Annotated in this window: 35 protein-coding genes and 1 pseudogene; 30 read left to right on the plus strand and 6 right to left on the minus strand. The window is 41.1% G+C overall.

Translation table 11 applies throughout. From position 1 onward, the window contains the following. Positions 1–76: 76 nt before the first annotated feature. The 3 genes from FD723_RS33295 to FD723_RS43385 form a co-directional block, all read right to left on the minus strand. A complete protein-coding gene (locus FD723_RS33295; RefSeq protein ID WP_179069535.1) occupies positions 77–343 on the minus strand; it encodes a hypothetical protein in 267 nt (88 codons plus the stop codon). Beyond that, positions 340–699, minus strand: a complete 360-nt coding sequence (locus tag FD723_RS43380; protein ID WP_256875305.1) for a hypothetical protein — start codon at positions 697–699, stop codon at positions 340–342. The genes FD723_RS33295 and FD723_RS43380 overlap by 4 nt, the downstream gene beginning before the upstream one ends. A 141-nt stretch (positions 700–840) precedes the next feature. After that, positions 841–1,368, minus strand: coding sequence for a transposase (locus tag FD723_RS43385; protein WP_256875304.1), 528 nt, complete (start codon positions 1,366–1,368; stop codon positions 841–843). A gap of 648 nt (positions 1,369–2,016) precedes the next feature. Between FD723_RS43385 and FD723_RS33305 the strand changes: the two genes are divergently transcribed. The 9 genes and pseudogenes from FD723_RS33305 to FD723_RS33350 all read left to right on the plus strand — a co-directional run bounded on the left by FD723_RS33305 (position 2,017) and on the right by FD723_RS33350 (position 8,518). Then, entirely contained in the window at positions 2,017–2,352 is a 336-nt protein-coding gene (locus tag FD723_RS33305; protein ID WP_179069536.1) for a hypothetical protein, read from the plus strand. Positions 2,353–2,679: 327 nt separating this feature from the next. Continuing rightward, a complete protein-coding gene (locus tag FD723_RS33315; RefSeq protein ID WP_179069492.1) occupies positions 2,680–3,153 on the plus strand; it encodes a hypothetical protein in 474 nt (157 codons plus the stop codon). 204 nt (positions 3,154–3,357) lie between these two features. Beyond that, the gene (locus FD723_RS33320) at positions 3,358–4,554 is read left to right on the plus strand and encodes a family 10 glycosylhydrolase (RefSeq protein ID WP_179069538.1); all 1,197 of its coding nucleotides are present in this window, start codon (positions 3,358–3,360) and stop codon (positions 4,552–4,554) included. 540 nt (positions 4,555–5,094) lie between these two features. Beyond that, a complete protein-coding gene (locus FD723_RS33325; protein WP_163939136.1) occupies positions 5,095–5,334 on the plus strand; it encodes a hypothetical protein in 240 nt (79 codons plus the stop codon). Further along, positions 5,331–5,474 (plus strand): annotated as a pseudogene (locus FD723_RS33330) (HNH endonuclease); the annotation flags it as partial. The gene FD723_RS33325 and the pseudogene FD723_RS33330, both read left to right, overlap by 4 nt. Positions 5,475–5,648: 174 nt before the next feature. Then, complete coding sequence (locus FD723_RS33335; RefSeq protein WP_163939555.1) at positions 5,649–6,716, plus strand: WD40 repeat domain-containing protein; 1,068 nt, start codon at positions 5,649–5,651, stop codon at positions 6,714–6,716. A 178-nt stretch (positions 6,717–6,894) separates the two neighbouring features. Continuing rightward, positions 6,895–7,362: a hypothetical protein gene (locus FD723_RS33340; protein WP_179069540.1), complete on the plus strand. Its 468-nt coding sequence runs from the start codon at positions 6,895–6,897 to the stop codon at positions 7,360–7,362. 373 nt (positions 7,363–7,735) lie between these two features. Then, a complete protein-coding gene (locus FD723_RS33345) occupies positions 7,736–8,011 on the plus strand; it encodes an HU family DNA-binding protein (protein WP_179069541.1) in 276 nt (91 codons plus the stop codon). Between the two features lie 174 nt (positions 8,012–8,185). Next, entirely contained in the window at positions 8,186–8,518 is a 333-nt protein-coding gene (locus FD723_RS33350) for a hypothetical protein (RefSeq protein ID WP_179069542.1), read from the plus strand. Between the two features lie 15 nt (positions 8,519–8,533). Here the strand turns inward: FD723_RS33350 and FD723_RS33355 are convergent, their stop codons facing one another. Together FD723_RS33355 and FD723_RS33360 are read right to left on the minus strand one after the other, a co-directional pair. After that, positions 8,534–8,881 carry a hypothetical protein gene (locus FD723_RS33355; RefSeq protein WP_179069779.1) on the minus strand — a complete coding sequence of 116 codons (348 nt, stop codon included), beginning with the start codon at positions 8,879–8,881 and terminating at the stop codon, positions 8,534–8,536. A gap of 76 nt (positions 8,882–8,957) precedes the next feature. Then, entirely contained in the window at positions 8,958–9,782 is an 825-nt protein-coding gene (locus FD723_RS33360; RefSeq protein ID WP_179069543.1) for a hypothetical protein, read from the minus strand. A gap of 243 nt (positions 9,783–10,025) precedes the next feature. Here FD723_RS33360 and FD723_RS33365 point away from each other — a divergent pair, with 243 nt between their 5' ends. The 19 genes from FD723_RS33365 to FD723_RS33455 all read left to right on the plus strand — a co-directional run bounded on the left by FD723_RS33365 (position 10,026) and on the right by FD723_RS33455 (position 20,339). Next, positions 10,026–10,211, plus strand: a complete 186-nt coding sequence (locus tag FD723_RS33365) for a hypothetical protein (RefSeq protein ID WP_179069544.1) — start codon at positions 10,026–10,028, stop codon at positions 10,209–10,211. A 184-nt stretch (positions 10,212–10,395) separates the two neighbouring features. Beyond that, the gene (locus tag FD723_RS33370; RefSeq protein WP_179069545.1) at positions 10,396–10,686 is read left to right on the plus strand and encodes a hypothetical protein; all 291 of its coding nucleotides are present in this window, start codon (positions 10,396–10,398) and stop codon (positions 10,684–10,686) included. A 355-nt stretch (positions 10,687–11,041) separates the two neighbouring features. Next, positions 11,042–11,773 (plus strand): hypothetical protein, encoded by a 732-nt coding sequence (locus tag FD723_RS33375; RefSeq protein ID WP_179069546.1) that lies wholly within the window; start codon positions 11,042–11,044, stop codon positions 11,771–11,773. Positions 11,774–11,892: 119 nt separating this feature from the next. Continuing rightward, positions 11,893–12,447, plus strand: a complete 555-nt coding sequence (locus tag FD723_RS33380) for a hypothetical protein (RefSeq protein WP_179069547.1) — start codon at positions 11,893–11,895, stop codon at positions 12,445–12,447. Between the two features lie 97 nt (positions 12,448–12,544). Next, complete coding sequence (locus FD723_RS33385) at positions 12,545–12,817, plus strand: hypothetical protein (RefSeq protein ID WP_179069548.1); 273 nt, start codon at positions 12,545–12,547, stop codon at positions 12,815–12,817. A gap of 44 nt (positions 12,818–12,861) precedes the next feature. Next, positions 12,862–13,278, plus strand: a complete 417-nt coding sequence (locus tag FD723_RS33390) for a hypothetical protein (protein WP_179069549.1) — start codon at positions 12,862–12,864, stop codon at positions 13,276–13,278. 117 nt (positions 13,279–13,395) lie between these two features. Next, positions 13,396–13,665: a hypothetical protein gene (locus FD723_RS33395; RefSeq protein WP_179069550.1), complete on the plus strand. Its 270-nt coding sequence runs from the start codon at positions 13,396–13,398 to the stop codon at positions 13,663–13,665. 156 nt (positions 13,666–13,821) lie between these two features. Next, positions 13,822–14,895, plus strand: a complete 1,074-nt coding sequence (locus FD723_RS33400) for a hypothetical protein (RefSeq protein ID WP_179069551.1) — start codon at positions 13,822–13,824, stop codon at positions 14,893–14,895. A 135-nt stretch (positions 14,896–15,030) separates the two neighbouring features. Continuing rightward, positions 15,031–15,480: a DUF1257 domain-containing protein gene (locus FD723_RS33405; protein WP_179069552.1), complete on the plus strand. Its 450-nt coding sequence runs from the start codon at positions 15,031–15,033 to the stop codon at positions 15,478–15,480. A 2-nt stretch (positions 15,481–15,482) separates the two neighbouring features. Further along, positions 15,483–15,710 carry a DUF2997 domain-containing protein gene (locus FD723_RS33410; protein WP_179069553.1) on the plus strand — a complete coding sequence of 76 codons (228 nt, stop codon included), beginning with the start codon at positions 15,483–15,485 and terminating at the stop codon, positions 15,708–15,710. Positions 15,711–15,966: 256 nt separating this feature from the next. Further along, complete coding sequence (locus FD723_RS33415; RefSeq protein WP_179069554.1) at positions 15,967–17,589, plus strand: AAA family ATPase; 1,623 nt, start codon at positions 15,967–15,969, stop codon at positions 17,587–17,589. 126 nt (positions 17,590–17,715) lie between these two features. After that, complete coding sequence (locus tag FD723_RS33420; protein ID WP_179069555.1) at positions 17,716–18,276, plus strand: WGR domain-containing protein; 561 nt, start codon at positions 17,716–17,718, stop codon at positions 18,274–18,276. A 71-nt stretch (positions 18,277–18,347) separates the two neighbouring features. Next, entirely contained in the window at positions 18,348–18,617 is a 270-nt protein-coding gene (locus FD723_RS33425; protein WP_179069556.1) for a hypothetical protein, read from the plus strand. Between the two features lie 113 nt (positions 18,618–18,730). Beyond that, a complete protein-coding gene (locus FD723_RS33430) occupies positions 18,731–18,928 on the plus strand; it encodes a hypothetical protein (RefSeq protein WP_179069557.1) in 198 nt (65 codons plus the stop codon). Next, positions 18,925–19,140 carry a hypothetical protein gene (locus FD723_RS33435; protein WP_179069558.1) on the plus strand — a complete coding sequence of 72 codons (216 nt, stop codon included), beginning with the start codon at positions 18,925–18,927 and terminating at the stop codon, positions 19,138–19,140. The genes FD723_RS33430 and FD723_RS33435 overlap by 4 nt, the downstream gene beginning before the upstream one ends. Before the next feature lie 15 nt (positions 19,141–19,155). Then, complete coding sequence (locus FD723_RS33440; RefSeq protein ID WP_245246324.1) at positions 19,156–19,500, plus strand: hypothetical protein; 345 nt, start codon at positions 19,156–19,158, stop codon at positions 19,498–19,500. A gap of 14 nt (positions 19,501–19,514) precedes the next feature. After that, positions 19,515–19,727: a hypothetical protein gene (locus FD723_RS33445; protein ID WP_179069559.1), complete on the plus strand. Its 213-nt coding sequence runs from the start codon at positions 19,515–19,517 to the stop codon at positions 19,725–19,727. Between the two features lie 9 nt (positions 19,728–19,736). Next, on the plus strand, positions 19,737–19,949 hold the full coding sequence (locus FD723_RS33450; protein WP_179069560.1) for a hypothetical protein: 213 nt from the start codon (positions 19,737–19,739) through the stop codon (positions 19,947–19,949). Positions 19,950–19,982: 33 nt separating this feature from the next. Next, entirely contained in the window at positions 19,983–20,339 is a 357-nt protein-coding gene (locus FD723_RS33455; RefSeq protein ID WP_179069561.1) for a hypothetical protein, read from the plus strand. A gap of 10 nt (positions 20,340–20,349) precedes the next feature. Here FD723_RS33455 and FD723_RS33460 read toward each other — a convergent pair whose 3' ends face one another. Continuing rightward, on the minus strand, positions 20,350–20,592 hold the full coding sequence (locus FD723_RS33460; RefSeq protein WP_179069562.1) for a hypothetical protein: 243 nt from the start codon (positions 20,590–20,592) through the stop codon (positions 20,350–20,352). A gap of 107 nt (positions 20,593–20,699) precedes the next feature. Between FD723_RS33460 and FD723_RS33465 the strand changes: the two genes are divergently transcribed. Together FD723_RS33465 and FD723_RS33470 are read left to right on the plus strand one after the other, a co-directional pair. Continuing rightward, complete coding sequence (locus tag FD723_RS33465; protein WP_179069563.1) at positions 20,700–21,569, plus strand: DNA adenine methylase; 870 nt, start codon at positions 20,700–20,702, stop codon at positions 21,567–21,569. Next, complete coding sequence (locus FD723_RS33470; protein ID WP_179069564.1) at positions 21,536–22,669, plus strand: restriction endonuclease, SacI family; 1,134 nt, start codon at positions 21,536–21,538, stop codon at positions 22,667–22,669. The genes FD723_RS33465 and FD723_RS33470 overlap by 34 nt, the downstream gene beginning before the upstream one ends. The last annotated feature ends 13 nt before the right edge of the window (positions 22,670–22,682 follow it).

Here is a 22,682-nt window from a genome sequence, read left to right on the forward strand (position 1 = left end):
CCTGCTCCTCTGCCGACCTCCACCCAGCAATTTTGGGTTGGCGAACTACTAGTAGACAGAATAGACAACAAAGATTTTAGGTGCTTCTCAGTAGCGATGAGACTAAGGGAAGTTGCTGCAAGATCCATAATTCACGACGTTGACCAGACAAAGTACAAATAAGGGCATCACCGACTCTTCCGACTAACCAACAAGCTGTCTGTGCTTTCTCAAAGTCAAGGGTATCAATCCAATTACCACTACGGGAAGCAAATCCTAGTCTTTCAAGTGTCTCGATCTCACCTACTGCTTCTAGAAATTGATTTTTGACTTCTTGAAGATTCATAGATTGGGGTAAACTCATATCTTGCACCTGGAAATAGTAATGTCAATTCCATGACTAAGTGCTAAGGGCCGAAGCCGTTCAATGTCTAGTAGCAATAAAGACAAGACTAAATGAGGTAAAAAAGTATATAGTGCTAGGAAAGCAGCTTGACCCCAGTCTAAAGAATCAGGTAAACAGGATGAAAGATACGTCCAATATGCTAATAAATAGGCAGTAATAGACAAGACTAACCAACGATAAATTCCTAAAAGAGTACCTTGTCCAAATCTATCTAAACCAAAGCGATGTTTAGCAGTTTTAAACCAACCTTCAATTTTCCAACGGCGTTTACCCCACCAGGAAATAGTACTGGCTTTAAGAGGTTGTGTAGAGATAACATATCTTTTAACAAACTTGCCATTATCGCGTTTGAAGTAATACCAAGAAAGAGTAACAGGAAAATCTAATCCAACAAGTCGGACTTGTTGCCCTCGATGATGTAGGAGTTTAACTGCATAACCAAAAACCCCAACTTGCTATTTACTTCCAATACCAATAACAGCATGATATTTTAGTTTCCGAATATTGTTGATAAAATCCTTAGTGCCAAAAGCAGTATCAGCGAGAATTTTCACCCGAAATCGTTTGGTTAAATCTTTGGGTAAATGACGTACCATTCGTAATGCTATTTGAGACGGACTAGCCGTCCCTTTACCTCTCCAGACACGAAAATTCCAGGGTATACGCCATTGTCCAACTACCAAATATAAAACTACTATATGCAAGCCTCGTTTCCCGTTGTAAACGGTTATTAGATTTTTAAATGCTTTAAACTGACCACATTTCTCTAAAGTTGTCAGATCAACTATTACTTGTAGAAATGCTTTTCTTCCCAATGGACAATGACTCTTAACTTGCTCAATTGCCTGTTGACGAACATGACGAATTAGCTTACGAGTAGGCCATTTATAGGTATTTAAAAATCTACTTAAAGCGCTTTCGGATTTGGATTTGCTGTAGTGTGGCAGAGGTTTTCCATCTGCTGCCAAAAATAGCCCTAGCATTGCTTCCAAGTTATCTCGTTGATAACGACGCTAGCTTCAATGCCAGAATCGTATACATTAGGGTATGGGCGTGGGCAAGAATGATTTCCATATTTCTTGCTGTTATTTATGTTATCTACGCCCTTTTCTCTCATTTTTTGCGAACATATAAAAATATCTTTATGCAGATGACATTATTCCCATCTTTGTATATGTCATTTGTATATATTCTGATACTAAATGTAGTTTATCATATCAGTACATGAAGTAGAAGCTCCATTTTTAGATGTTACTTTTATTTGATTGTTCTTGGTTAATACTGATTGTTTTTATCAGGTGCAAGATATGAGGTAAATTGACATTAGCTGCCATTTTAGAGATGTTAGAGCAAATATCTCACAAAAAAGCGGGAAATCTCCGAAATCATTGACAAGATAAGATTACGGCTAAGTTGTGGGAGAAAGCTGCTAGACAGATAGAATAAATAAATGTTGATGTTTGAATCGGTAAGGGTGTAAAAGCCCAATTAGACCAAGCTTATTGTTGGTGCATTGGGTTTTGCGAGTTAACATCCCAGCGCACCCAACCCCGATGACCAATATGTGCGATCGCACAAAGTGTGGAATTTTGCTTATTGGCTAGATATAAAATCTGGTTCTCAGGTATTGCATGAAATACAGTACATTTTTTCTACTTTTGTACGCCGAAGTGTCAAGTCTTAAGGAAGCTGAAGAACTTTTGCAGGCGATAACGCCCCAAATCCAAGCGCACACTCTGTTTGAAGTACAAGACATATCACAATACTACAAGATTTCCGAATATTACGGTATTAACTTAGACTTATATCCACAAAGTGACCCACTAACTGCTTTTGATGGTCTAGTACTCTGCGGGGCTTCAGGCTGGACTTTTACTACAGAACACGATGGTGTCTGGAACCCTCAACCTGGTGTGGTATTTCTGTCACCTTTGGTTAGATGGGCGAACTTGGCACTATGGATGTAAGTACCCAAAAGCAATGATGTCGTCAAATGACATAGTAGGAGTGTACTGCCTGTTCTAAGCGATCGCTTTGAAAGCGAGTTTTAGTCCATCGCCTAAGAGCAATCGATTTTCACGGGTGATTGCTGAAAATCCTGGAAAGGTGGGCTATTGGGGTGATGAGTGGCGTGTTGATGGGAAATCTGTTGCGAAGATTCGGTTTGGAAGTTTTTGTGTTAGAAAAGCTACTGCTGAGGGAAAACTGAAAACAAGACCCTGTGTTAAATAAACTAAGAGGATTCATATTACCAATTATCGAGGTTTTATTGTTAGTCAGCAACCTCAATCAAGATGAAAGTATTACCCGACGATAGCTTTACGATTTTGACACCTGATGCCCTGCCTATAGTCCTGGAACGGCTGAATGCACAAGTTGAACCGACAAAAGTATTTAGATTCTCTAAGAAACACCTCCCTTATCAAGGAACTATTTCGGAATCAGGGTTTCAAATCAGTCGCATAATTCACTATCGGAACTCGTTTTTACCAGTGATTCGAGGACGCTTTGAAGTAGAATCTCACCAAACCTTGATTCATGTACAAATGAGGATACATCCTTTTGTGATGGCATTTTTAGGATTCTGGTTTTTACTCTGGTATGGTGCAGTCATTCCTATAGCGTTGACAGGGGCTATGCCTAATTATATGGTTGCACTATTTGTAGGAATGCCTATATTGATGCTGATTATATTTGGTGTAGCTTTTTGGTCAGAAGCAAATCGCAGCCGTCGTGAATTGGCTCAAATTCTTGAGGGGCAAGTATAGTTACAGCGCTTCCAGCTATTATGCAATACAGTTTTTCTCCTTGCCCTCTCCTATCAAAGCTTTCAGATTTTAGGATGTACCTCATAGCTGCCGGAAGTGCTGTATCGATTAACGATTTTGGTAGGATTCAAGCTTTCAAATCTATTCTTATATACCGATAAGACAGTCAGGGGTATATTGTCAAAAACTAAATTGGAGTTTTAGATGCCGAGTCAAAAGAAAGAGCCAAGCGGATGTGGATGCTCAAATATTCCGATCTCTATAATCCTAATTATCTTAGGAGGTGGTTATTGGTGGTTTAGTCAGAGAGGATATTTAGAAATAAGCAAGTTTTTAGATAATAGTAAGAAGATAAATATACATATTTTTAATCCCGCTATAACTAGCTCTCCAACTATTACTCCAACTGCTTCTATAGCTCCGTCAGTTTCGGCAAAAGTTACTCCAACATCATCTTCTAACAACAATAAAATTTTCCCAAAAGTAATCCTAAAAGAAAAAATCCAATTGCCTCAAACGCCTTGGGAAAAGAAAGTAATTAGAGGAATTTATTTAACTCGCTATCAAGTTACCAATAATGCTGACGAAAAAACGATTCGTGAAAGAGTTCGTTACTATCGCTCTCAAGGAATTAATACAATTATTCACGGAGTTTGGGGCAATGGTTGTACGATGTATAATAGTGAAGTTATGCAGCAAAGCTTTGGGTATAAAAGTTGTCCAAACCAGTTTCAAGACCAATGGTTAAATTGGTTAATAGATGAAGCACATAAGCAAGGGATGCAAGTTCATGCTTACTTCGAGAAGGGAATTAAAATAGATAAGAATAGCCCGATTTTTGATTTAGCGATTAATCGGAAATGGATTGTTCCAGGAGTGGATAAAACCTACTCTGGAATTGATCATTATGTACTGGATGTGGAAATTCCTGAAGTTGCTAATCTTTTTAAAAATATATTAGTAGAGTTTGTCAAGAAATATCCAACTATCGATGCAGTTCAATGGGATGATTATTTAGGTTATTATGCTGAATTACCTGGGAAATTTGACCGGACTGAAAATTTAACCCGATTTGTGCAACAGATGGTAACTTCTGTGAAAAAAGCTAATAAATCGGTGAGTTTTGATATTTGCCATCATAACCCATATTGGGCTAAAAAATATTTTGCGGCTGACTGGGAAAAATGGGGTGTAGATCGTGTATTTATTCAAGCTTATAATGATAGTAATTTTGTTGAAGAATTAAATTACGCTCAAAAATATGCTGGAGTTGCAATTACAGATCGGCAGCTTGGGCGTTTAAAAGAATTAGTTGATAACCCAAAAATTAAAAGTATCTTAGTTTTTCCGTTTTCGGGAAACCCAGAAAAAACAGCTTCTAGCTTGAAAAACTCGCTTTGAACTGGGATAGATTTTCTATTGGGGGACAATAGCTGGACTGGTGAAAGGGAGGTATATACTGGATACGCTAGGAATATGCGTTTTTACAGAATATAGCGCAATATTTCTCAAGAAGCTTCGATTACTCACAACAGGCAGATGGTTCACCATTGGGCGCAGCTGTAAATCTGACTTCTACCGTGCAATATAAAACTGCCCTAGATGAAAGCTAGAGCAGTTTTGATAGAAGTAAATTATATAGGAGACAATTAGCGTTGTCCCCAGTTTATCCATAATAGATACCGTTATATAATACTATTCACCTCAAGTTTCGTGCTTTACGCAAAAAACGAATAATCTTGAAGTTGGCATTACAAAGGTTAGAAATCAGCACAAGCTAGCGTATTACAGACGGCATCCGCGAACTTGAGCTTCTTCCTTGCGGAAAAAGACAAGTCTACCGCATTACCTTTTATCAACTGGCATTCAAAATAAAGCAGGTAAGGAAGATTCGCTGTTAAAATACCACCAGTCCGCTAAATTAAACGAGACATACAGCTTATGATTACTCAAATGATGGTTCAACCCTCATTCTGGGTAGATTCTGGAATCAAACTCAGTAAAGTTAGGGACATACATTTGTTTAAGTTTACTGAAGAATTACAGTCTCGACTCGAAGAATTGTCTGAGAAAAAGAAAGCTGGATTGCTAACCACAGAAGAAGATGCTGAATTGGCAGGCATATTGGAACTGGATAGAATTTTTACCTTGCTTAATGCCAAAATCATTTCTGAATCATGACAGTTAATGATGCGACCAAAAAATTAGTCAGACAAAGAGCAAAATTTCTTTGTGAATACTGTCATTCTTCAGAAGAAGCAAGTGCTGCTCTATTTTCTATTGACCATATTGTACCCCAGTCTCTTAAGGGTTCGGATGAAGCTCGGTTTGGCGGGATTGTGATTGAAACGATGATAAATGATGATTTTTCTAATCACTAGGAAACCGTATTTAGATTATTAACTTATACTCCGGTTTGACCGTGGTCTATCAGACTGGGTGCGATTGCGTCCATCAAATGGGAACCATGTTATGTAATTGCGTTCCTGGACACCATGAAATTATTGAATTTTCTCAAATCCAAACCAGTCACTATAGTCTTAGCGATTGCAGTAAACATCACTTTCATTGATATACATTCTTCTAGTTCAAAGCTTCCTATAAGCAAGAGTACAATTACTCAGTCCCAACCAAAGATTCAACTTGTTCACACACTGACTGGGCATAAAAAAGTGACTTTTGGTGTTCGAGCCGTTGCGATTAGCTCTTCGGGGCAAACCCTGATTAGTGCAGGTAGAGATGATACAATTAAATTCTGGAATTTACGTACTGGGAAATTACTGCGTAGTTTAGACGCTCACTCAGATGGTATTACTTCAATAGCTATTAGTCCAGATGGTAAGCGAATTGTAACTGGTGGGATAACCACCCCAACAATGAAGGTTTGGGATTTACGCACTTTCCTTATGCTTGACAGCGACATTGGACATACCCAACCGGTAGAAACCGTTGCGATTAGTTCAGATGGTAGGTTGATTGCTAGTGGCAGTGACGATGGCACAATCAAGCTTTGGGATTTACACACGCTTAAACAGCTTGATACCATTCCTGCACACTCAGGATTTGTGAGTAAAGTTGCATTTAGCCCTGATATGCAAACCCTTGTGAGTAGTGGGGGTGGCGATGATAATACAATTAGGCTGATTGATTTACAAACTAAAAAAACACGCCATATTCTCAAAGGGCATAAAACCGGAGTTGATGCTATTGCCATTACTCCAGATAGCAAAAAGCTTGTTACTGGTAGTTTTGGTCAGCTAGTTTCTCGAAATCGTGCGATTAGTACTCTGAAATTATGGAATCTTCAAAGTGGAAAACTACTGCATGATTTTAGTGATAATTTTAATTCAGTTGAATCTCTTGTAATCAGCCCGAATGGAAAAATTCTGATTTGCGGCAATTATGATGGCAGTATTAAACTGTGGAGCTTAGAGACTTTAAAGCAGTTGCATACCTTTCAAGATGGTTCCAGTTCGGTTTTAGGGCTTGCTCTGAGCCGGGATGGTAAAACCCTTGTTAGTAGCAATGAGGATAGCATTATACATATTTGGCAAATTAAATAACTGCATTAGCCCTATTTTTGGCGCATAGGAACTTCTAAAACGAGAAGCTGGTTACAAATACAGAACTTAACTTTAACCATCGATATTCTCGTTTAAAAAGTACGACTAATTTCAAAGTAAAATTTTCACTAGTTTTTGGAGTTGCTAGGGAAGCACAGAATAAAGGTAGTATCTGAAGATGATGGAATCCCCAAGAAGTTATTACGATGCTGAGTTTGGACAGATTATATTGGAAGATAACTATTGGACTTTAGCACAATGTGCTGTTTTGGGCGATCGCCGTGTACGGATTTGTGTGGATTTTGAACAGGGGCAGATTGGGGAACTTTCATTGCTTCAGCGTGAAGCTATTCGGCAGGCTCTAGCCTTGTCACCCGATGTGTTACACGTCACTGCTCCTCTGGTGCTGCAAAATTATGATGTATATCGTGACATGATTGGAGATGAGTCAATGCCTGTGTTGGCTAATCCGATTCAGGTCTGGGAGCAGGTCACTTTCTCATATATCTATGTGGAGTATGACCTAAATATTGCTACCTTTAAGTTGATAGCTGAGTGTGACTGGGAGCCAGAACACGGCTTAGAAGTACGCTTTCGCAATGGAGTAGCAGACGATGCAGATCAGATAGGTGAAACAGGACGGTAAAAACTATATAGCTTGGCATAAAACCGTGGTCAATTGAAGCATAGCGCTTATATACTGCGATCGCTGCCAGAGGAACCAAATGTCGATTGCCTATTGAACGTTTCCTGGCTGTTTTTTAGTACCTATGGATAGATATCCTATCTCTTTTGACTGAATATGAAAGTGGATTTATCTAACCGAAAGTGCAACAGTTACAACAGTCAAACATTTAGGGAAACGAAATGGTAATGATCTATCGCGCCAAATCAACACAGTAATAGTCGTTGTGCATTGTTAATTTTCGCGTGTTGCTAGAAAATTATTCCATTTCCCCTTTATGAATAAGAGGTAATAATGCTAGATTTCGATTACTTGTAATGTTTCAGGGCGATTTATGAACAAAGGTGAATTAGTAGATGCTGTAGCGGCAAAGACCAACATCACAAAAAAGCAAGTCGATGAAGTCATTAGTGCTTTCTTGTCAGTTGTTACCGAAGCTGTAGCCAATGGAGATAAGGTAACGCTGATTGGGTTTGGGTCATTCGAGCGACGTGATCGCTCAGAACGCGAAGGGCGTAATCCCAAAACCAATGAACCAATGACTATTCCGGCGACCAAAGTGCCTGCGTTTTCTGCTGGGAAACAGTTTCGGGAGAAAGTAGCGCCATAGATGAATTGCTTTACCACTGGCTATCCAATCACTGTAAAGCTGTAACTCTCGCTTTTCTCAAGACAGCGTGGGGCAACGTTAGAGGGAACGTGAGTGTTGAATTGCAGATGTTACACAAGCGGGATCGCTGTGTTGATTTTGGGCATTTTAAAGTAGCGTTTACTCAATATTGCCATGTTTAAAGGATTTGGTCGCCGTCAGAAAAAATCGGTACTTGAGGACAATGAACTGACCACAGGGATTGTTCAGCATCCAATTACGGGACTTTGGCAGACATGGATATCATTTACTGGTAATGATATTCAATGTATTACCGCCCATGCGAACCCTAATGATGCTGACCGGGTAGCGAAACAGATGGCTTCGGCTTGGAGTGAAGGGAAATATAAAACTGGGGAAGAGGTAACAGCTTTTATTAAATCTCTGCCGACTGATGCTGTCATAGACCCATTGCCCCAAAATATTGTGATGCAATTAAGTCAGCAGGCATTAAGCGCGAGGAAGTAAGAAAGTACAAACATCTTAAATTGAATCATCAATCCAACCGCATTCACAATCCCAATGCACTCTTGAGGTGTAGTCTCGGTCAAAGGATGCACCGCACTGGGGACACTTACCAGTAAACATTGGATGCCAATCAAGTAACTCCAGCTTTTGCTGTTGCGTCCACCTCTGTTGTGGTTGCAGTATTAATTCACTGTTATAGTAGCTTGCCCCCTCCGGTTGCCATAGCTCCTCTGCTTCGGCGTTGGGGTCAAGTCGAAAGTCCAAGCAGCTCTCACCCTCTACCCCATCAGGGTGAACGACACAGACGAGGTGGGGGTTATGTGAATAGAGGAGACAGTTATCGCACTCTGGAAGTTTCCGCATAGTACCAGTGTACTGCTTTATCACAAGCGATCGCTTGGCTGAATTTGGGAATCCTAAAAGAAGTTTTGAGTGATTTTTAGTACAAATGGTTTTTAAATTTCGATCGACTTAAATCCTGGTGGTGTGCTTCAAAAAAGATGAACTCGTTTTCATCCCAGTCGAGATGAAGGGTAAGACGAATTTTGTCAGGGTTTACTCTTTCAACGCTTTTATCGTGCCAACAGTTAGCGCCTGTTAGCTGCCTGTCGAAAGACTCTGTAGAAATCTCTGCTATGGCTGCGCTTGATGCCGCATTCTCAACTGTGCTGACTGAAGTAGGAATTTTCTGCTTTTTCTCCTCATCAACTAAAAATAATCTGTATTCAGGCGGTATCTGAGCAAGGCTGACAAAATACTTGATGATTTCTGGTACAGCTTGCTGAAGGGTGATACGATCTTCATCCAGCGTGATTAACTGCTCCTCTAATGTTGGGTATGAAAATAGGCGATCGCGCACAGCAATATTGGTTTGTTTAACTCCTGAAATATTTAAGCTTTTTTGTAAGCATCGGATACTGTTTATAATTCTGTGCTGAAGATAAATTTCAATGCCAAAGTTTGAATAAAATTCTTCACCTATATTTTCAGAGGGTTGGTCTTGTTGCCGCACTTTAGTAAAGTTATACCAAGCTTGAGGATCAGACATAATCCGGTAAATCATTACTTCATCTTCAGCACTACCCTCCAGTCCGGCTATCGCCAAGTAAACTTGCTTGTTTAGTAATGAAGGGTAGGTGAATTTGTAACGGTTAGGGGATTTCATGTGAACACAGTCCCAAAGCAGTGAGGATAACCCTTCGGTAGTGAACAGATGAGGGTTATCTTGAAGGAGTAGTTGGAAAACTAGTGCTGGGTTATACATGAAATTAGCTTTGTGACAATATGATAGAGCTAGTGCATTCTTTAATAGCCGGGATTTGTAGTTTTTATATACCTAAATATACTTAAATTAATAATCTGACAGATACATAATTTTTTGGTTTAAATCTCATTTATATCGGTTTTAGATAGCTTCAAATTCTGATCACCGGGGTATAGCACAAGCTCTGTTGAGTGGGTAAAGAAGCCTGGAGAAGCAATCAACGGACATTCAGTTATAACAATCATGAAGTTAAGACAAAGGCGATCGCACTCTGGCATTGCCCCAATCAGCAATCGTGTACAAGCGTATGCGATTGCTCTGGCATTGCTCAGGAGCGTTCAAGAATGCAAACTCGCGGTAAGCGAAGCGATCGCTTTGACAATGGTTAGTAACTGTGTGAAAAAGGACGATACTGGCTGCTGTTTTTAGCAGTAATGAGTTTTGTTATGCCTATAAAGTCAAAAAGTAGGGATAGTTACATCTGCATGGCAGTTGCACAAATGCTAATCGCTTCTCTTAGAAGAGATGCAATCACTTTTGCTCTACCTTAGACAAGTAGGAGCATAACATTTATTGTATGGTAGAGTCAAGAGAATCTTGTCGAGAGTTGATTATGTTGGACTTAGATGTTATTGCCAGTGTTAACTGGAGTCCTGCGTATGGAGAGCGGATAAGGGAAATGCGCGGGAAAATTTCCATGCAAAAACTGGCAGATGAAGTAACTGAGAAATTTGGTTACAGCGTCACTAAGCAGTATATCCAAATGATGGAAAAGCCTTTTAGCCCAAGGGCTTCCAAAACTGTCCCTTTTCTTCTCCTTCGTCATATATGTACTGCTCTGGGACGAGATGTACAAGAAATATTTGATTCACCAAAAATTATACAAAATAACTCCCAGCAGTGACAAGATGCTCTTGACTTTTGACAAGACAGGCTTTACTATTAAATAAGTAGAGGAAAAAGCGCCAGCCTCTCAGCTAAATAAAGAGGCACTCACCATTGAACCTTGAAAATAGCAAATTTATTAATCCACCTAGAAGGGTAACTGATGCACTGGCGAAACCAGAGAAAGTAAGAGATACAGGAAGGGAAATCGATTTGCGATGAATAAAAATTTGCCACAGCATTACGGAAGTCGCTTTGAAGCTCGTTGCTGACTGCCGCCCCATCAAGAGATATGCTGCTGTAGCAAGCTCTGGTCACTGACTAGGAGCAATAAATATGAGGCTTCGCCAATTCTAGAGTGAGAGTGTTGTGGCTTGCCACAACGTCAATTAGTACACAAATCAAAAGGCGATCGCAGATTTCTCAGGTCGCGCGATCGCCTTTATCACCCAATCGAAGGTTTTAAAATTATGCCACAAACAATAACAACTGTAACCTCTTGCGTTAAACCAGTTGAAGAACTGAGATCAGTAGAAATTTCGTTTGAAGATCACGAATTCTATGCAGGTCAAAAGCTCGTAGCTAGCATTACCCACGACGATGACCTAACGCAACCTTGGATAGTGATGGTCAATGGTGAGGAGATCCATCGCGCGAACACTTTTAAAAGATGCCACAGCTATATCACATGGCATTACCAGCGCGGAACACTGCCCATACAAGAAGAAGAAACCCCAGTCGCTACAACGGGGAATGAAATCATGGTACAGATTGCTGATGAATGCGAAAAGTACGGATTTGAAATCCTAAGCGATGGTATCTACGACCAGGATCGAAAGCTTGGCGAAGTAGGCTGTACTAACAGCAGATGGTGGGTTATTCGGGCAACTTCAGTGCATCAGCAGAAAATTCCGTGTGATTCTGCATTTGATGCGGTGTGGGTATTGTCGATAGTAGAACTGACGCAACCATCTCGTGAGGAACTGCTGGATAAGCCGTTTGATCGACTAACGGCTAATGATAGGAACAGCTACGGGAATATTAGCCATCCTCAGACGAGCCTCTTGATTGCGGTAAATTCACAGACTCCGACTTGGCACGGATAGAGGGAATGGCGGCGTAAGAAAATCAGTAGGCGTGACCGAAATCTTCATCGGTTGCGCCTGCTGTTTTAAAAAGTCAACGGCTTCGCCAATGCGAAAGTGAGATGTGTTGGTATTGAACAATGAACCCTCAAGAAAATTCCGAATTACTTGCTGCCTTGATGCGCCAAGAGGAACTACTCAAGCAGTTAGTCGCAGCAATTAATAAACCGAAACTTGGATTGCACTCTGAAGCTGGCAATTGTAAAATCTACTGCAATCGTCAGCACGGAGGATTGTGGTACACACTCAATGGTGAACCGAGTGATGTCCCTCAAACTGCCTTAACTGGATATCTTAAAGAACTACGTTTTGAGAATACAGAACGCCGCAAAAAAGAAACCTGCAAGTTGCTGATAACTATTCAAGCAGACCGGACGTATATTTTAGAATCAGGCTACGACACGCATTTTTCAAAGTGCATACTTGCAGCGATCGCAACTTTGACCCCAGAACAATTGTATTCTCCCATCACACTACAGCCTACTCCAGGGACGACAGATGAAAATGTGTTGTTCTGTCGCGTATGGGTAGAGTCGGAATTAGTGATGGCATCCTACAACGAGCAAACAGAGTGGCGAGAGGTCAGTAAACAGGCTTTAGCTGTAACGAAAGCTGCGAATGAGATGGCGTTTTAATTCGTTGTAAACAGAGTTTGGGCAACTGTAATTAGAAGTTGCTCAAGCTTTGTCTACAGCTAATACGTGCTGTTCAACTATTCACAAATAATCACAGATGACTATTACAATCGTTCACCCCAGTATCGAAAACTTACAGCAGTTTTCTGACTCATTCGACATTGAGAAATTATTGCAATCTAAAGGAATTCTGCCGTGGCTTTTAGCAAATGGCTGGAAGCACGATGATGAATCTTGTTTGATTGCAAACATTATTGATGAATCTACAAGCTTGGATCAAGTTTGGGAATCAGACGAGTTTGATTTTAATGCTCTGTCAGATGAATTAAAAGAAAAACTCAATCAGATTTTTGAGCATTTCTATTTGTAATCTTCCGCCACTCTCAAAAGCCAATTAATCCAAAGGTAACAAAAATGCAACCAACAATTACTGTCCCTCGTGGTTACGGAATTCCAAAGTTTTATGTTGGGCAACGCACTCAACAAGGCAAAATTATTGGTATTGAAGTATTACCACATGATAGTTTGCTAGCCGAAAATTGCGGTCATGGCTACCGCTATCTGGTCATGGTTTCTCGCTATACCGAAGAAGTTAAATATCTGGAATCAGATCAGATTACGCCGCTCTCACCGTCAGAAGTAGAAGCTGAGATTCTAGAAGAAGTTGATTACTATTTGACTCAGCTTGTATTGCTGCAATCAGAGTTAAAAGCTGACCTCAAGATTCAGACTCCATTCGGTCAAATTAATCCACCGATTTCAACAACTAAACGTACTTCTGGGAGCGGTTCTAGATTGTCTAAACCAAAAAAAGAAAAAGTTGCTGCTTAACGAAAGAAGAATCAGATTATGCGTGAAAAACTCTACAGTCAGATTCAATCAGTCTAACTGTAGAGAAAAATCGATTCCACAAAAGATTATCACACACTCTACTTCAATACTAATCAGATGGAAACAAATTTGATTAAAGTGTATGATGCGACACTATTAAGCTCATCAAAAGTTTACCAAATTAATGGTACACATTGTCGATACTTAGGCGATGCAGGTACTATCCAACATCCACAGTATTTATTTCTACCTCTGCCAAATCAAAGAAAAAAAGCCAGCTTTCGGCTAAACCGAAACAAACTCATGACTCGCTGTTATGAGGTCGAAGGCATGGTTTATCAAAAGCCTGTGGTACAGGATAATTCACAGCAACTTCAGCTATTTTAAGCCATGTCCATACATAAACCACCAGTCATCAAAAGACATATTAGGCTACAAAAAAGCTCTAAAAAAGTAATCTATAGGGCTACTAAAGACATTCAAATAGTCACAAAGAAAGCTTCGCTTAATCGAGAGTGAAAAAAGTGATTGAGGTAAATAATCATGGTACAAGTAATCGACAACACTATTGCTGCAAATTTTCTAACTGATGCAGTAGTCGAGCGCCACAATTTCTCACAGTTAAATAAAACCCGTATTCGGTTTCGCATTCAGCTAAAGAAAAGTACAAAGTCTGCTGCTCCTAAATGGGCAGATGTCTTAAAAGCTGAAGTCTCTGAAATTGAATCAGACCTCGTGAAAGTTACAAATTCTGAAGTCGGTTTGCGAGGTATCAAGGTATTTAAAAAGCTTGATGAAGCTGCTGCCCAATTGCGTCAAGAGATTGCTTCAGTTCAAGAGTGGATGTCTGCTGATACTGGCGATTGGGTCTGTCCGATTAATTTGGCTCCACTTGTTTGGAGCCAACTACTTAATATTAGGGATAATATTGCCCCTGGTTTACGTAATCAATTAAAAGCTGATTATGAATCAGGACTCGAAGATTATCAAGAGCGGATTGATCAGTTCCTCTCACTTAACACTTGGGAATTAGCACAGGATAAGCAAGAGTCAGTTAAAGCCAACTTGTTAAGAGCATTCCCGACTCTGACCGATCTTGAAGACTATTTGCAGGTCGTTATTGGTCGTCCGGTAATTATCCCGGCATTATCCGAACAACTGAACCAGCAGCAAGCCGAGTGTCTAGACCAGATTACCAAGTTCATCCAGCAGTATGACCAAAATCTGGAGCAAAGGCTACGGGAATCTGCGATCGCTGGCGGTGAACAACTTGCCGCGCAGTTGCTTGAAGAGTTGGCTGATTGGGAACCAGGACGCAAGCCCGTACAGTTTAAAAAGAAGATGCAACGCCATCTGATGAAGGTTCAGGTACTACTAGCGAATGCTGACCCGGAGGCAGGCAGTAGCTTGGAGGCGATGATGGCGCACTTAGATTCTATCGTTAACGATCCGGCGATTGAGTCGAAGAATCTTGGTTCTGATACGCGCAGTCAATTACAGCAAAAGATGGAAGAAATTCGGATTAAGTTGTTAGACGAACAGCGCAATCTCCAAGAGCTAGCAACTGGTGAAGTGGGTTTATCGAAAGCTACCGTGATGTCGTTTAAGTTCCGGTAAAAAACAGTCTTGGGCGAGGGTGAATTCGCTCAAGACTGATCCCAATGGATTTAATACGTAGTTTCCAGAATAACCCAAAAAGGATATCGCACCTTTACTATTTCTCAAACCAATTTGAAAGCCTTGGAGCTAAAAATGTCGCATTTCTCAACAGTTAAAACCAAGCTTGTTAACCGTGAATGTTTGGTACAAGCTTTACAAGATTTGAACCTATCACCGCAAGTACATGAAGCAGCACAATCACTAAAAGGATACTACGGTGGTTCTCAAGGACAAAGTGCTGAAATCATCGTATCTGGTCGCACCATAAAAGCCCGTGCAGACATCGGATTTAAATGGAATCAGTCAAGCGGCGTGTACGATGTGATACACGACAGTTACGAGACAGTTCCGAAGTTAGGACAAGACTTCTTTAGTAACAAGTTGATGTTGGCTTACGGACAACGGATGGTGAGAGCTAAAGCTGCCGAGTTACAAGAAAGGTTTGGTGAATGTGCGATCGCCGAAGAAACCAACGGCACTGTGCAAACTCTACGGCTGACTTTTGCCGGACATCAAGAAGTTAAACAATTTGCACGGAGATAATTATGGAACGCTCAATACTGATTCATTTTAACAGTGCTACAGGTGAAGTCCGAGTGGAGGCTGAGGGATTCGAGGGCTTGAGTTGTTTATCGGCTACACAACCGTTTGAGGAGGCACTTGGAGTTGTGGAGGGCGATGCCTACGGCGGTGAACTACGCATTTTCAAGGACGAAGCCCAAACCCAACAACTTCGGACTACCCTAAGCAGTCAAACACGTTTGCATCAGTAATCAGTCAACCCCTTCAGGGAATTCAAAATTCAAAATTATCAATTCAAAATTAAAGACAATCAGTGGAGGCTTTGACTCGTTCGCGCAGCGTCTCCGTTAGGAGAAGGATAATTAATTCAAAATTATTCTATTCTTCATTTTGAATTTTGAATTTTGAATTCAAGAAATGGTCATCAGTTACCAGTCTTAACTCGGCTGGTAACTGATGATCATAAAGGCTTCGCCATTTCATAAGTGAAATATTTGAATAATTGACATGAAACTCTCAAATCTTCTCTCCACACTAGATTCACAGATTCCCATAGCTGCTGTTGATGTTCTGTCGCCCGATGAAGCGACGATTATTCAGTGGCTGACTACAGAAGCTAACAACAAGTTATCAAGTCCGGTGTTCTTCTGGAATCTGGGGGTATCAACCTTAGAGCAATGTTTAATCGCAGCAGATGGGGGATTGGTGTTTAAGCCAGTGCCAGAGTATAAGAAACCACCACAGGCTGATCCACTACTGTTCGTGTTCGACTACATTGCTAATTTTAGTGCTGATGGAGTTTTTATCTTAGGTGATATTCACTCGTTTATTGGGAAGAATTCGCCTTCGTTATCTTGGGAGGTTGTTAGCAAGGTAAAAAATCTCTACCATCGTCTCAAACCGACTGATAAACGCATTGTGCTGCTGGGTCAAAACATTCAATTACATGAGTCACTTGTACGCTTAATCCCTTATTGTGAAATTCCTCTACCGGGAGTTGAGCAAATACTACTTCATATCAATTCTTATTTGCATGACCTACAACAGTCAGCTATTGAACAGGAATTGACTTTCACTATTTCCCTTAATAAAAGTGAAATTGAATCTCTTTCTCGTGCTGCTCTGGGATTAACACTGGAGGAGATTAGCGACTTCCTGCGGTTAACTGTCAAACACAACCTAACATCAGATGGGATTTTAATTGATAGTCATTTCATACCCCAAGCAGTCGAGTATAAAACTCGGCTGTTGTCTCAAATGGGTATTGAATTGGGCAAGCCTGCTAGCATCTCTTTTGGAGGATTGGATTTGTTGCGTGAGTGGCTCAATCGGCGACGGCGGCTATTCACGCAAGAGGCGCGTGAGCTTTCCTTGCCTCAACCAAAAGGTGTGTTGCTTGCAGGACCGCCCGGAACAGGTAAAACTTTACTAGCCAAGAATATTGCTAATATCCTTAATCTACCATTACTCCAGCTAGACATTGCATCCCTCTTGGGCAGTCTGGTAGGTGAGTCTGAGGGGAATGTCAGACGGGCTTTAAAGACTGCCGAGGCGATCGCACCCTGCGTTTTATGGGTGGACGAAATAGAAAAAGCTCTTTCGGGGGCTGGTGACACTAGCGGAGTCTCACAGAGGATTCTGGGCAATATCCTTACATTCATGTCGGAATCAACCAGTGGCGTGTTTGTCGTGGCAACTTGCAATGACCCCTCTGCACTACCAAGTGAGCTAAAGAGGAAGGGAAGATTTGACGAAAATTTCTTTGTTGATCTGCCTACAGAACCAGAACGGATACAGATTTTGGGGATTCACCTAGAGCGATTCGGTATTCAAGTACAGCTTGAATATCTCGAAGCGATCGCTGCCAACACTGCAAAGTTTTCCGGTGCAGAACTGGAAACCCTTGCTTCGGAAGCTGCTCTGCTGGCATTCGATGAGGATAGACCGCAGCAGGTAACACTTGCTGACCTCGAAGCCTGTCGTCAAACCATTACCCCGCTTGCGATTCAGGACGCTGCGGCAGTTGAACGAATGCAATCCTGGGCATCCACCGCACGACGGGCTAGTAGTCCTGTGGTTGCAGCGAAAACTCAGTCTTTGCGTGCTGCTAAGTTTCGCAACATGAACTGATGAGAAAGCGATTGTCTCCTGATTTTATGAGGCGATCGCTCTTTTAAGTTCGTAGCGATCGCGTTCAGTATATCTATCTCAGATGGGGCAATGCCCTGAAGTTAGGAAATTGACAGGGTAAGAAAGATGGAAATCTATTTAGTCTTTGTTGATGCTATCCAGAACAGCAATAAATTCTGGGCGGCCAAAGTCGAAGATGGTAATTTAACAGTGCAGTGGGGCAGAGTCGGTTATCAAGCACAGACTAAAATCCACACATTAGGTAATTATCAAAGAGCCGTTAGCAAATTCAACAATCTAGTAGCCGAAAAGATGATGAAAGGCTACAGAAGAAGTCAGTCACAAATCGACAGTAATTGTGAAGTTTCTGAAATCAATAGAGCGATTGAATTACTAGAAATTATTCGTCCTTATGTAGAGCAGAAAAACTTTTCAGTTGCTTATATCAATGCCCTAAATCAATATCTGAAGATTGTCCCAACACCTTTGGGTATGCAAATTGAACCATACAGGGTATATCGCTCAGTAGAAGATGTTGATTATCAAATGGGATTACTCAATTCCCTGTTAGCGACACCTGCACCACAAGTTGCTGCGGTGGCTGTTGGTCATGCCCCTGAAGCAACAACAGAAACAGCAGTTGTCAGTCTCAAGACTATCAGTAAGAACTTCTGGCGACATTTGTAATTTGAGAAGCGTCACTTTGTAAGAGATGCCAAATAGCTACACTTCATTTTGGAATATTGTTTGAGTAAATTATGGAAATCAAGACTATTGCTGTAACTTACACGCGTAAGTTCAATTTAGGTGACTACGAATCTTTAGAGTTAACTTGCTCACTATGGGGACAAATTGACCCAAAAGAAGAAGATGCACAAGGGACGACACAATTTCTATTTCAACAAGCAAAGGATTCAGTTAAGGAAGCTGCAATTCCAGTAATTAAAGCTTCTAATCATCAAATGAATAAAGCCAAAATGTACAAGCACTCTGCAACAAATCAATTTGACAATCTTGATAATTTCTAATAACTGAAATTCACCTTTTAAATTCAAAAACACTTTAGTCAAGCATTAATACTGCTTGGCTATTTTTTTCTGCCATCGCTTTGCTTCCTACAAACCACAACAGGAAAGACATCATGCCTGAAAAAACTAACCCAGTCCCAAAAGACCATTCCCAGTTATGCCTTCAGTACCTCCGCCGTTGCGGTGGCAGCGCTCGATTATCTGCCATCAGCTTTAGTCTCTGTGTCATACAAACATTAGTTAATCGCAAGCTGGTAAAAGTGACAAATACAGGTGCAGGATTTTTTGTGGAGTTGGATGAAGCGAAATGAAAATACAAGTCGAGCAACTAAGTGCTAACGAATTTTTGTGGGCTAAAGACTGGATAAAAGAGTGTTTGCCTTGGCGCGATTTATCCTGCCCCGAAGAAGTTGAAGAACTCACAGAACAAGAAATCATTTCCGGCATCAAAAGACACTATAGCGGAGGAATAAAGCAGTTCAAGTTATCTGTAGAGGATCATATTTTTCCTAGTAATTCATAAAAATAGGTGAAACCGATGGCTAATCACAAACAAATTGCTCGTTCAAGTATGCAAGAGCCAAAAGTCCGGTTAGTTAAAAATCATCGTCCAAGAAGACGATTCAACTCCAAAGTATTCATAGATCGCACCATAGAAACAACTGCAATTATCTCTCTACTAATTACTGGATTTTCTGGAGTTGGGGCAATGGCTTGTTGGGGGCTAGAAGTAATCGAGACAAATGCTAATCCCAACATAATCATCTCTGGTTGGGAGCAGCAAAAAAATATTTGCCTGGGTGCAATGCTGGTCAGTTTTTCCGCCTTCTTAGGCAGTTCTTTAGTCGGAGCAAGTGTAAGTATTCAACGAGATAAATTTTAGGTGAGTTAACGGCAATGAAAGAGTACAAAACCAAACATGGCGGCTACAAAATTGAGACTGCCGAGTTATCAGATGGCGCTGTGGATGTTCATGTGGGAAAAATAGGTCTGTTAAAAACAACTTGGGCATCACCTTCAACTCAAACTTTTGACAATCATACGCAAGCTGTTCGCCATGCCAAAAATGCTATTGATAACGGCGAAATCGATTCAGTTTTTCAAAGTTAGAACACACCAATGGAAATTAAGCTAACTACTTCAGAAATTCAAGCCATATTGCAAGGGTGTCAATATACACTGCGGCTTATTAGCAGTAGTCAAGATTATCGCAATATCGAATCCTCCGAATACTTTTCTACATTGAATGACGTGATTTTAAATGATGCTTTCAATATTTTGGGGGAAGTCTTGGATGCAATCGATGATATGAAGCAGATGACTCAACAGTAAACACAAAGAATCTAAATTTAGAAGGGTAAGAAAATGACGTTAACTCTAGAGAATCGCTCTCGAAATAAAGAATCGTCCTTGACGCAAGCATTACGGCAGATACAACAGCTAAACTCCAAAATTGCTGTGTTGGAGCAGCAGCATCAAGATTATATGCAGAAGCAACAAAATCTGATTGCAGCCATTGCTGAAATTTGTATTTCTCCAATACAGGAAATACAGGCGCTGCGGATTCTGATCTGTCGGGGAGAAGCAGCTTGTCGGCAGTACTTGCGTTCGGTGCTAGTCAAACAGGGTCAGGCTTCAAAAATGACCACAGGACAAATGGAAAAACCCACTTTAGATAAAAGAGCCAAAAACCGGGGTTTTCTGCAAAATTCAAAAAAATGATTTTTCTTTCTCATAGAGGCGCGGAATCAGTCAGGGCAAGGGATTGAGCAGACCATGAGACAGTTATTTTCACGGCATTACTAGGGTTTTGAGCCTCATCGAAATCATCCGCGTGTCCCAAAGCCTTGATGCTACCGTGTTTGAGGTCGAGCAGAGTCTCATGGTCTGCTTGCTTCAACAATATGCTTAACTCTTTACAAAAGCGCGTTAATGATTGATGATCTAGGTCTTTCTCTAAAATATTGTTATACAAAGGCGTAATTATAATTATTGAGTTAACTTAATTTCTCTAGACTATATAAATTACGTTTTATCTTTATCCTAATTTTTAGAGACAAACTCCGTTCGAGGTTAGCTTTCATGGCAAAAAAAATTGCATTCGGTTGGTATGGCGGCAAGTATAGTCATTTAGACTGGCTCTTACCCCTATTGCCAAAAACGACTCACTACTGCGAACCATTTGGCGGTTCAGCAGCCGTATTGTTGAACAGAGAGCCTGCACCTGTTGAAACTTATAACGATATTGATAGTCAGGTAGTCAATTTTTTTCGTGTGCTACGTGACCAAAAAGATGAACTGATCCAGTCCATTGGGCTAACGCCATTTTCTCGTGAAGAATTTCGGATTGCCATTGCCAAGGAGGAAGAGAGTTTGTCTGATCTGGAAAGAGCCAGGCGATTTTTTATTCGGGCGCGACAAGTTAGAACGGGCTTGGCACAAACCGCAAGTATTGGACGATGGGCACATTGCAAACTGACCAGCCGTGCTGGAATGGCTGGTGCAGTTTCCCGGTGGCTCGGCAGTGTTGAGGATCTACCAGAAATTGTGCAACGGCTACTACGTGTGCAAATTGAGAGCGATCGAGCAATTGATGTTATTCAACGTTACGATAGCCCAGAAACTTTATTTTACTGTGACCCTCCGTATCCGCACGCTTCCCGTGGGGATAGCAAGGCTTACGCTTATGAAATGACTGACGATGAACATCGGCAACTGGCGGTTGTTTTGCGTTCAGTTAAAGGTAAGGTTGCCCTTTCAAGCTATGATTGTACGTTGATGCAGGAATTGTATGGTGATTGGAACTGCATTAAAGCGCCCCAGAAGCACTGCCATTCCATCAAAGAGTTAAGGCAAGAAGTACTTTGGGTAAATTATGATCTGATAACCTCCACGCTTACTATCGAAGGAAGCGCTCTATGTACACAACCCCAGCAGCTATCCTTGATGTAGCTTTGCAAAAAGCCGAAGCGTCGATAGTGCAAGCGATAGTAACTGATCTCAGCATTGCCGAAAAAATTGATTATGTGTCGCGCTATGTGGGCAATCGTGCTGTGGTTCGTTTGTTACTTGCCTGCTCTTTAGCAGCGATTCATCGTTCGGATGTTGATATCCGCAATCCTTATACTGAAATAGGTACATCAAATGCTTACTCTGGGCGCTACTACGATGAAAGTTACATTACAGCCTTCATTAATAAGCATGAGTTGCCTTGTAATCCTACTACTGCATTTCTTACCCCTGCCCTGCGAAACCGCAACGTTACTTTAACCCCAGTAATAAATCTGGTAGGGCGACCACCTAAGCTTTACCAAGCCGCGCTGGAATTACTTGATGATGTTCATCAAGGCAAGATAAGTGCTGAGGAAATGCTAGCGGAAACCATTCGCTGTCTGATTATTGCTCGGAACGAAAAGCGGCAACGCATGGAAACACTACTGTCGGATCTGAAGAAATCGGAAGGCGCAATGCCTTTGTCAGCAGAGGAAATTATTACACTGTTGAAACAGCATTTGGCTTGCCGAGGCTCAAGCCGCCTTCCTGTAATGATTGTTGCTGCTGCTTATCAAGTGGCAGAACAATATATAGGAGAGCGTTTTTTTCCTCTAAAATCTCACAATGCGGCAGATGAGCAGACTGGGGCTTTGGGAGATGTAGAAATTACTTTAGTTGATGATCAAAAAGTGATTACCAGCTATGAAATGAAGACTCGCCGTGTCACCGTGGAAGATATCGACCGTGCATTGCAAAAAATTAATGGTACTGGAAAGCGAGTTGACAACTATATTTTTATCACAACGGATGTGATTGAGGAAGGTATTCGGGAATATGCCTTAAGTATGTATGATCGTACAAGCGGTATAGAAATTGTGGTTTTGGATTGCATCAGTTTTGTGCGCCACTTTCTGCATTTATTCCATCGGCTAAGGTCACAGTTCTTGGAAGCTTATCAACAGCTAGTGCTGGCAGAACCAGACAGTGCTATCAGTCAACCGTTAAAAGAAGCTTTTTTAGCTTTGAGACAAACTGCTGAGAGTGCAAGGGAGTTTTGACTTAACTGAACAT

Source organism: Nostoc sp. C052 (assembly GCF_013393905.1).
GTDB lineage: Bacteria > Cyanobacteriota > Cyanobacteriia > Cyanobacteriales > Nostocaceae > Nostoc.

Excerpts from the sequence above, each read along its gene's own strand:
- FD723_RS33455 (WP_179069561.1), top strand. The coding sequence starts at position 19,983 with ATGACGTTAACTCTAGAGAATCGCTCTCGAAATAAAGAATCGTCCTTG.
- FD723_RS33425 (WP_179069556.1), top strand. The coding sequence starts at position 18,348 with ATGGAAATCAAGACTATTGCTGTAACTTACACGCGTAAGTTCAATTTA.
- FD723_RS33440 (WP_245246324.1), top strand. The coding sequence starts at position 19,156 with ATGGCTAATCACAAACAAATTGCTCGTTCAAGTATGCAAGAGCCAAAA.
- FD723_RS33295 (WP_179069535.1), bottom strand. The coding sequence starts at position 343 with ATGAGTTTACCCCAATCTATGAATCTTCAAGAAGTCAAAAATCAATTT.
- FD723_RS33365 (WP_179069544.1), top strand. The coding sequence starts at position 10,026 with ATGAAGTTAAGACAAAGGCGATCGCACTCTGGCATTGCCCCAATCAGC.
- FD723_RS33350 (WP_179069542.1), top strand. The coding sequence starts at position 8,186 with ATGTTTAAAGGATTTGGTCGCCGTCAGAAAAAATCGGTACTTGAGGAC.
- FD723_RS33315 (WP_179069492.1), top strand. The coding sequence starts at position 2,680 with ATGAAAGTATTACCCGACGATAGCTTTACGATTTTGACACCTGATGCC.
- FD723_RS33380 (WP_179069547.1), top strand. The coding sequence starts at position 11,893 with ATGAACCCTCAAGAAAATTCCGAATTACTTGCTGCCTTGATGCGCCAA.
- FD723_RS33325 (WP_163939136.1), top strand. The coding sequence starts at position 5,095 with ATGATTACTCAAATGATGGTTCAACCCTCATTCTGGGTAGATTCTGGA.
- FD723_RS33420 (WP_179069555.1), top strand. The coding sequence starts at position 17,716 with ATGGAAATCTATTTAGTCTTTGTTGATGCTATCCAGAACAGCAATAAA.
- FD723_RS33450 (WP_179069560.1), top strand. The coding sequence starts at position 19,737 with ATGGAAATTAAGCTAACTACTTCAGAAATTCAAGCCATATTGCAAGGG.
- FD723_RS33355 (WP_179069779.1), bottom strand. The coding sequence starts at position 8,881 with ATGCGGAAACTTCCAGAGTGCGATAACTGTCTCCTCTATTCACATAAC.
- FD723_RS33340 (WP_179069540.1), top strand. The coding sequence starts at position 6,895 with ATGATGGAATCCCCAAGAAGTTATTACGATGCTGAGTTTGGACAGATT.
- FD723_RS33445 (WP_179069559.1), top strand. The coding sequence starts at position 19,515 with ATGAAAGAGTACAAAACCAAACATGGCGGCTACAAAATTGAGACTGCC.
- FD723_RS33430 (WP_179069557.1), top strand. The coding sequence starts at position 18,731 with ATGCCTGAAAAAACTAACCCAGTCCCAAAAGACCATTCCCAGTTATGC.
- FD723_RS33435 (WP_179069558.1), top strand. The coding sequence starts at position 18,925 with ATGAAAATACAAGTCGAGCAACTAAGTGCTAACGAATTTTTGTGGGCT.
- FD723_RS33360 (WP_179069543.1), bottom strand. The coding sequence starts at position 9,782 with ATGTATAACCCAGCACTAGTTTTCCAACTACTCCTTCAAGATAACCCT.
- FD723_RS33370 (WP_179069545.1), top strand. The coding sequence starts at position 10,396 with ATGTTGGACTTAGATGTTATTGCCAGTGTTAACTGGAGTCCTGCGTAT.
- FD723_RS33335 (WP_163939555.1), top strand. The coding sequence starts at position 5,649 with ATGAAATTATTGAATTTTCTCAAATCCAAACCAGTCACTATAGTCTTA.
- FD723_RS33390 (WP_179069549.1), top strand. The coding sequence starts at position 12,862 with ATGCAACCAACAATTACTGTCCCTCGTGGTTACGGAATTCCAAAGTTT.
- FD723_RS33415 (WP_179069554.1), top strand. The coding sequence starts at position 15,967 with ATGAAACTCTCAAATCTTCTCTCCACACTAGATTCACAGATTCCCATA.
- FD723_RS33320 (WP_179069538.1), top strand. The coding sequence starts at position 3,358 with ATGCCGAGTCAAAAGAAAGAGCCAAGCGGATGTGGATGCTCAAATATT.
- FD723_RS33410 (WP_179069553.1), top strand. The coding sequence starts at position 15,483 with ATGGAACGCTCAATACTGATTCATTTTAACAGTGCTACAGGTGAAGTC.
- FD723_RS33470 (WP_179069564.1), top strand. The coding sequence starts at position 21,536 with ATGTACACAACCCCAGCAGCTATCCTTGATGTAGCTTTGCAAAAAGCC.
- FD723_RS43385 (WP_256875304.1), bottom strand. The coding sequence starts at position 1,368 with ATGCTAGGGCTATTTTTGGCAGCAGATGGAAAACCTCTGCCACACTAC.
- FD723_RS33395 (WP_179069550.1), top strand. The coding sequence starts at position 13,396 with ATGGAAACAAATTTGATTAAAGTGTATGATGCGACACTATTAAGCTCA.
- FD723_RS33400 (WP_179069551.1), top strand. The coding sequence starts at position 13,822 with ATGGTACAAGTAATCGACAACACTATTGCTGCAAATTTTCTAACTGAT.
- FD723_RS33345 (WP_179069541.1), top strand. The coding sequence starts at position 7,736 with ATGAACAAAGGTGAATTAGTAGATGCTGTAGCGGCAAAGACCAACATC.
- FD723_RS33385 (WP_179069548.1), top strand. The coding sequence starts at position 12,545 with ATGACTATTACAATCGTTCACCCCAGTATCGAAAACTTACAGCAGTTT.
- FD723_RS33465 (WP_179069563.1), top strand. The coding sequence starts at position 20,700 with ATGGCAAAAAAAATTGCATTCGGTTGGTATGGCGGCAAGTATAGTCAT.
- FD723_RS33305 (WP_179069536.1), top strand. The coding sequence starts at position 2,017 with ATGAAATACAGTACATTTTTTCTACTTTTGTACGCCGAAGTGTCAAGT.
- FD723_RS33405 (WP_179069552.1), top strand. The coding sequence starts at position 15,031 with ATGTCGCATTTCTCAACAGTTAAAACCAAGCTTGTTAACCGTGAATGT.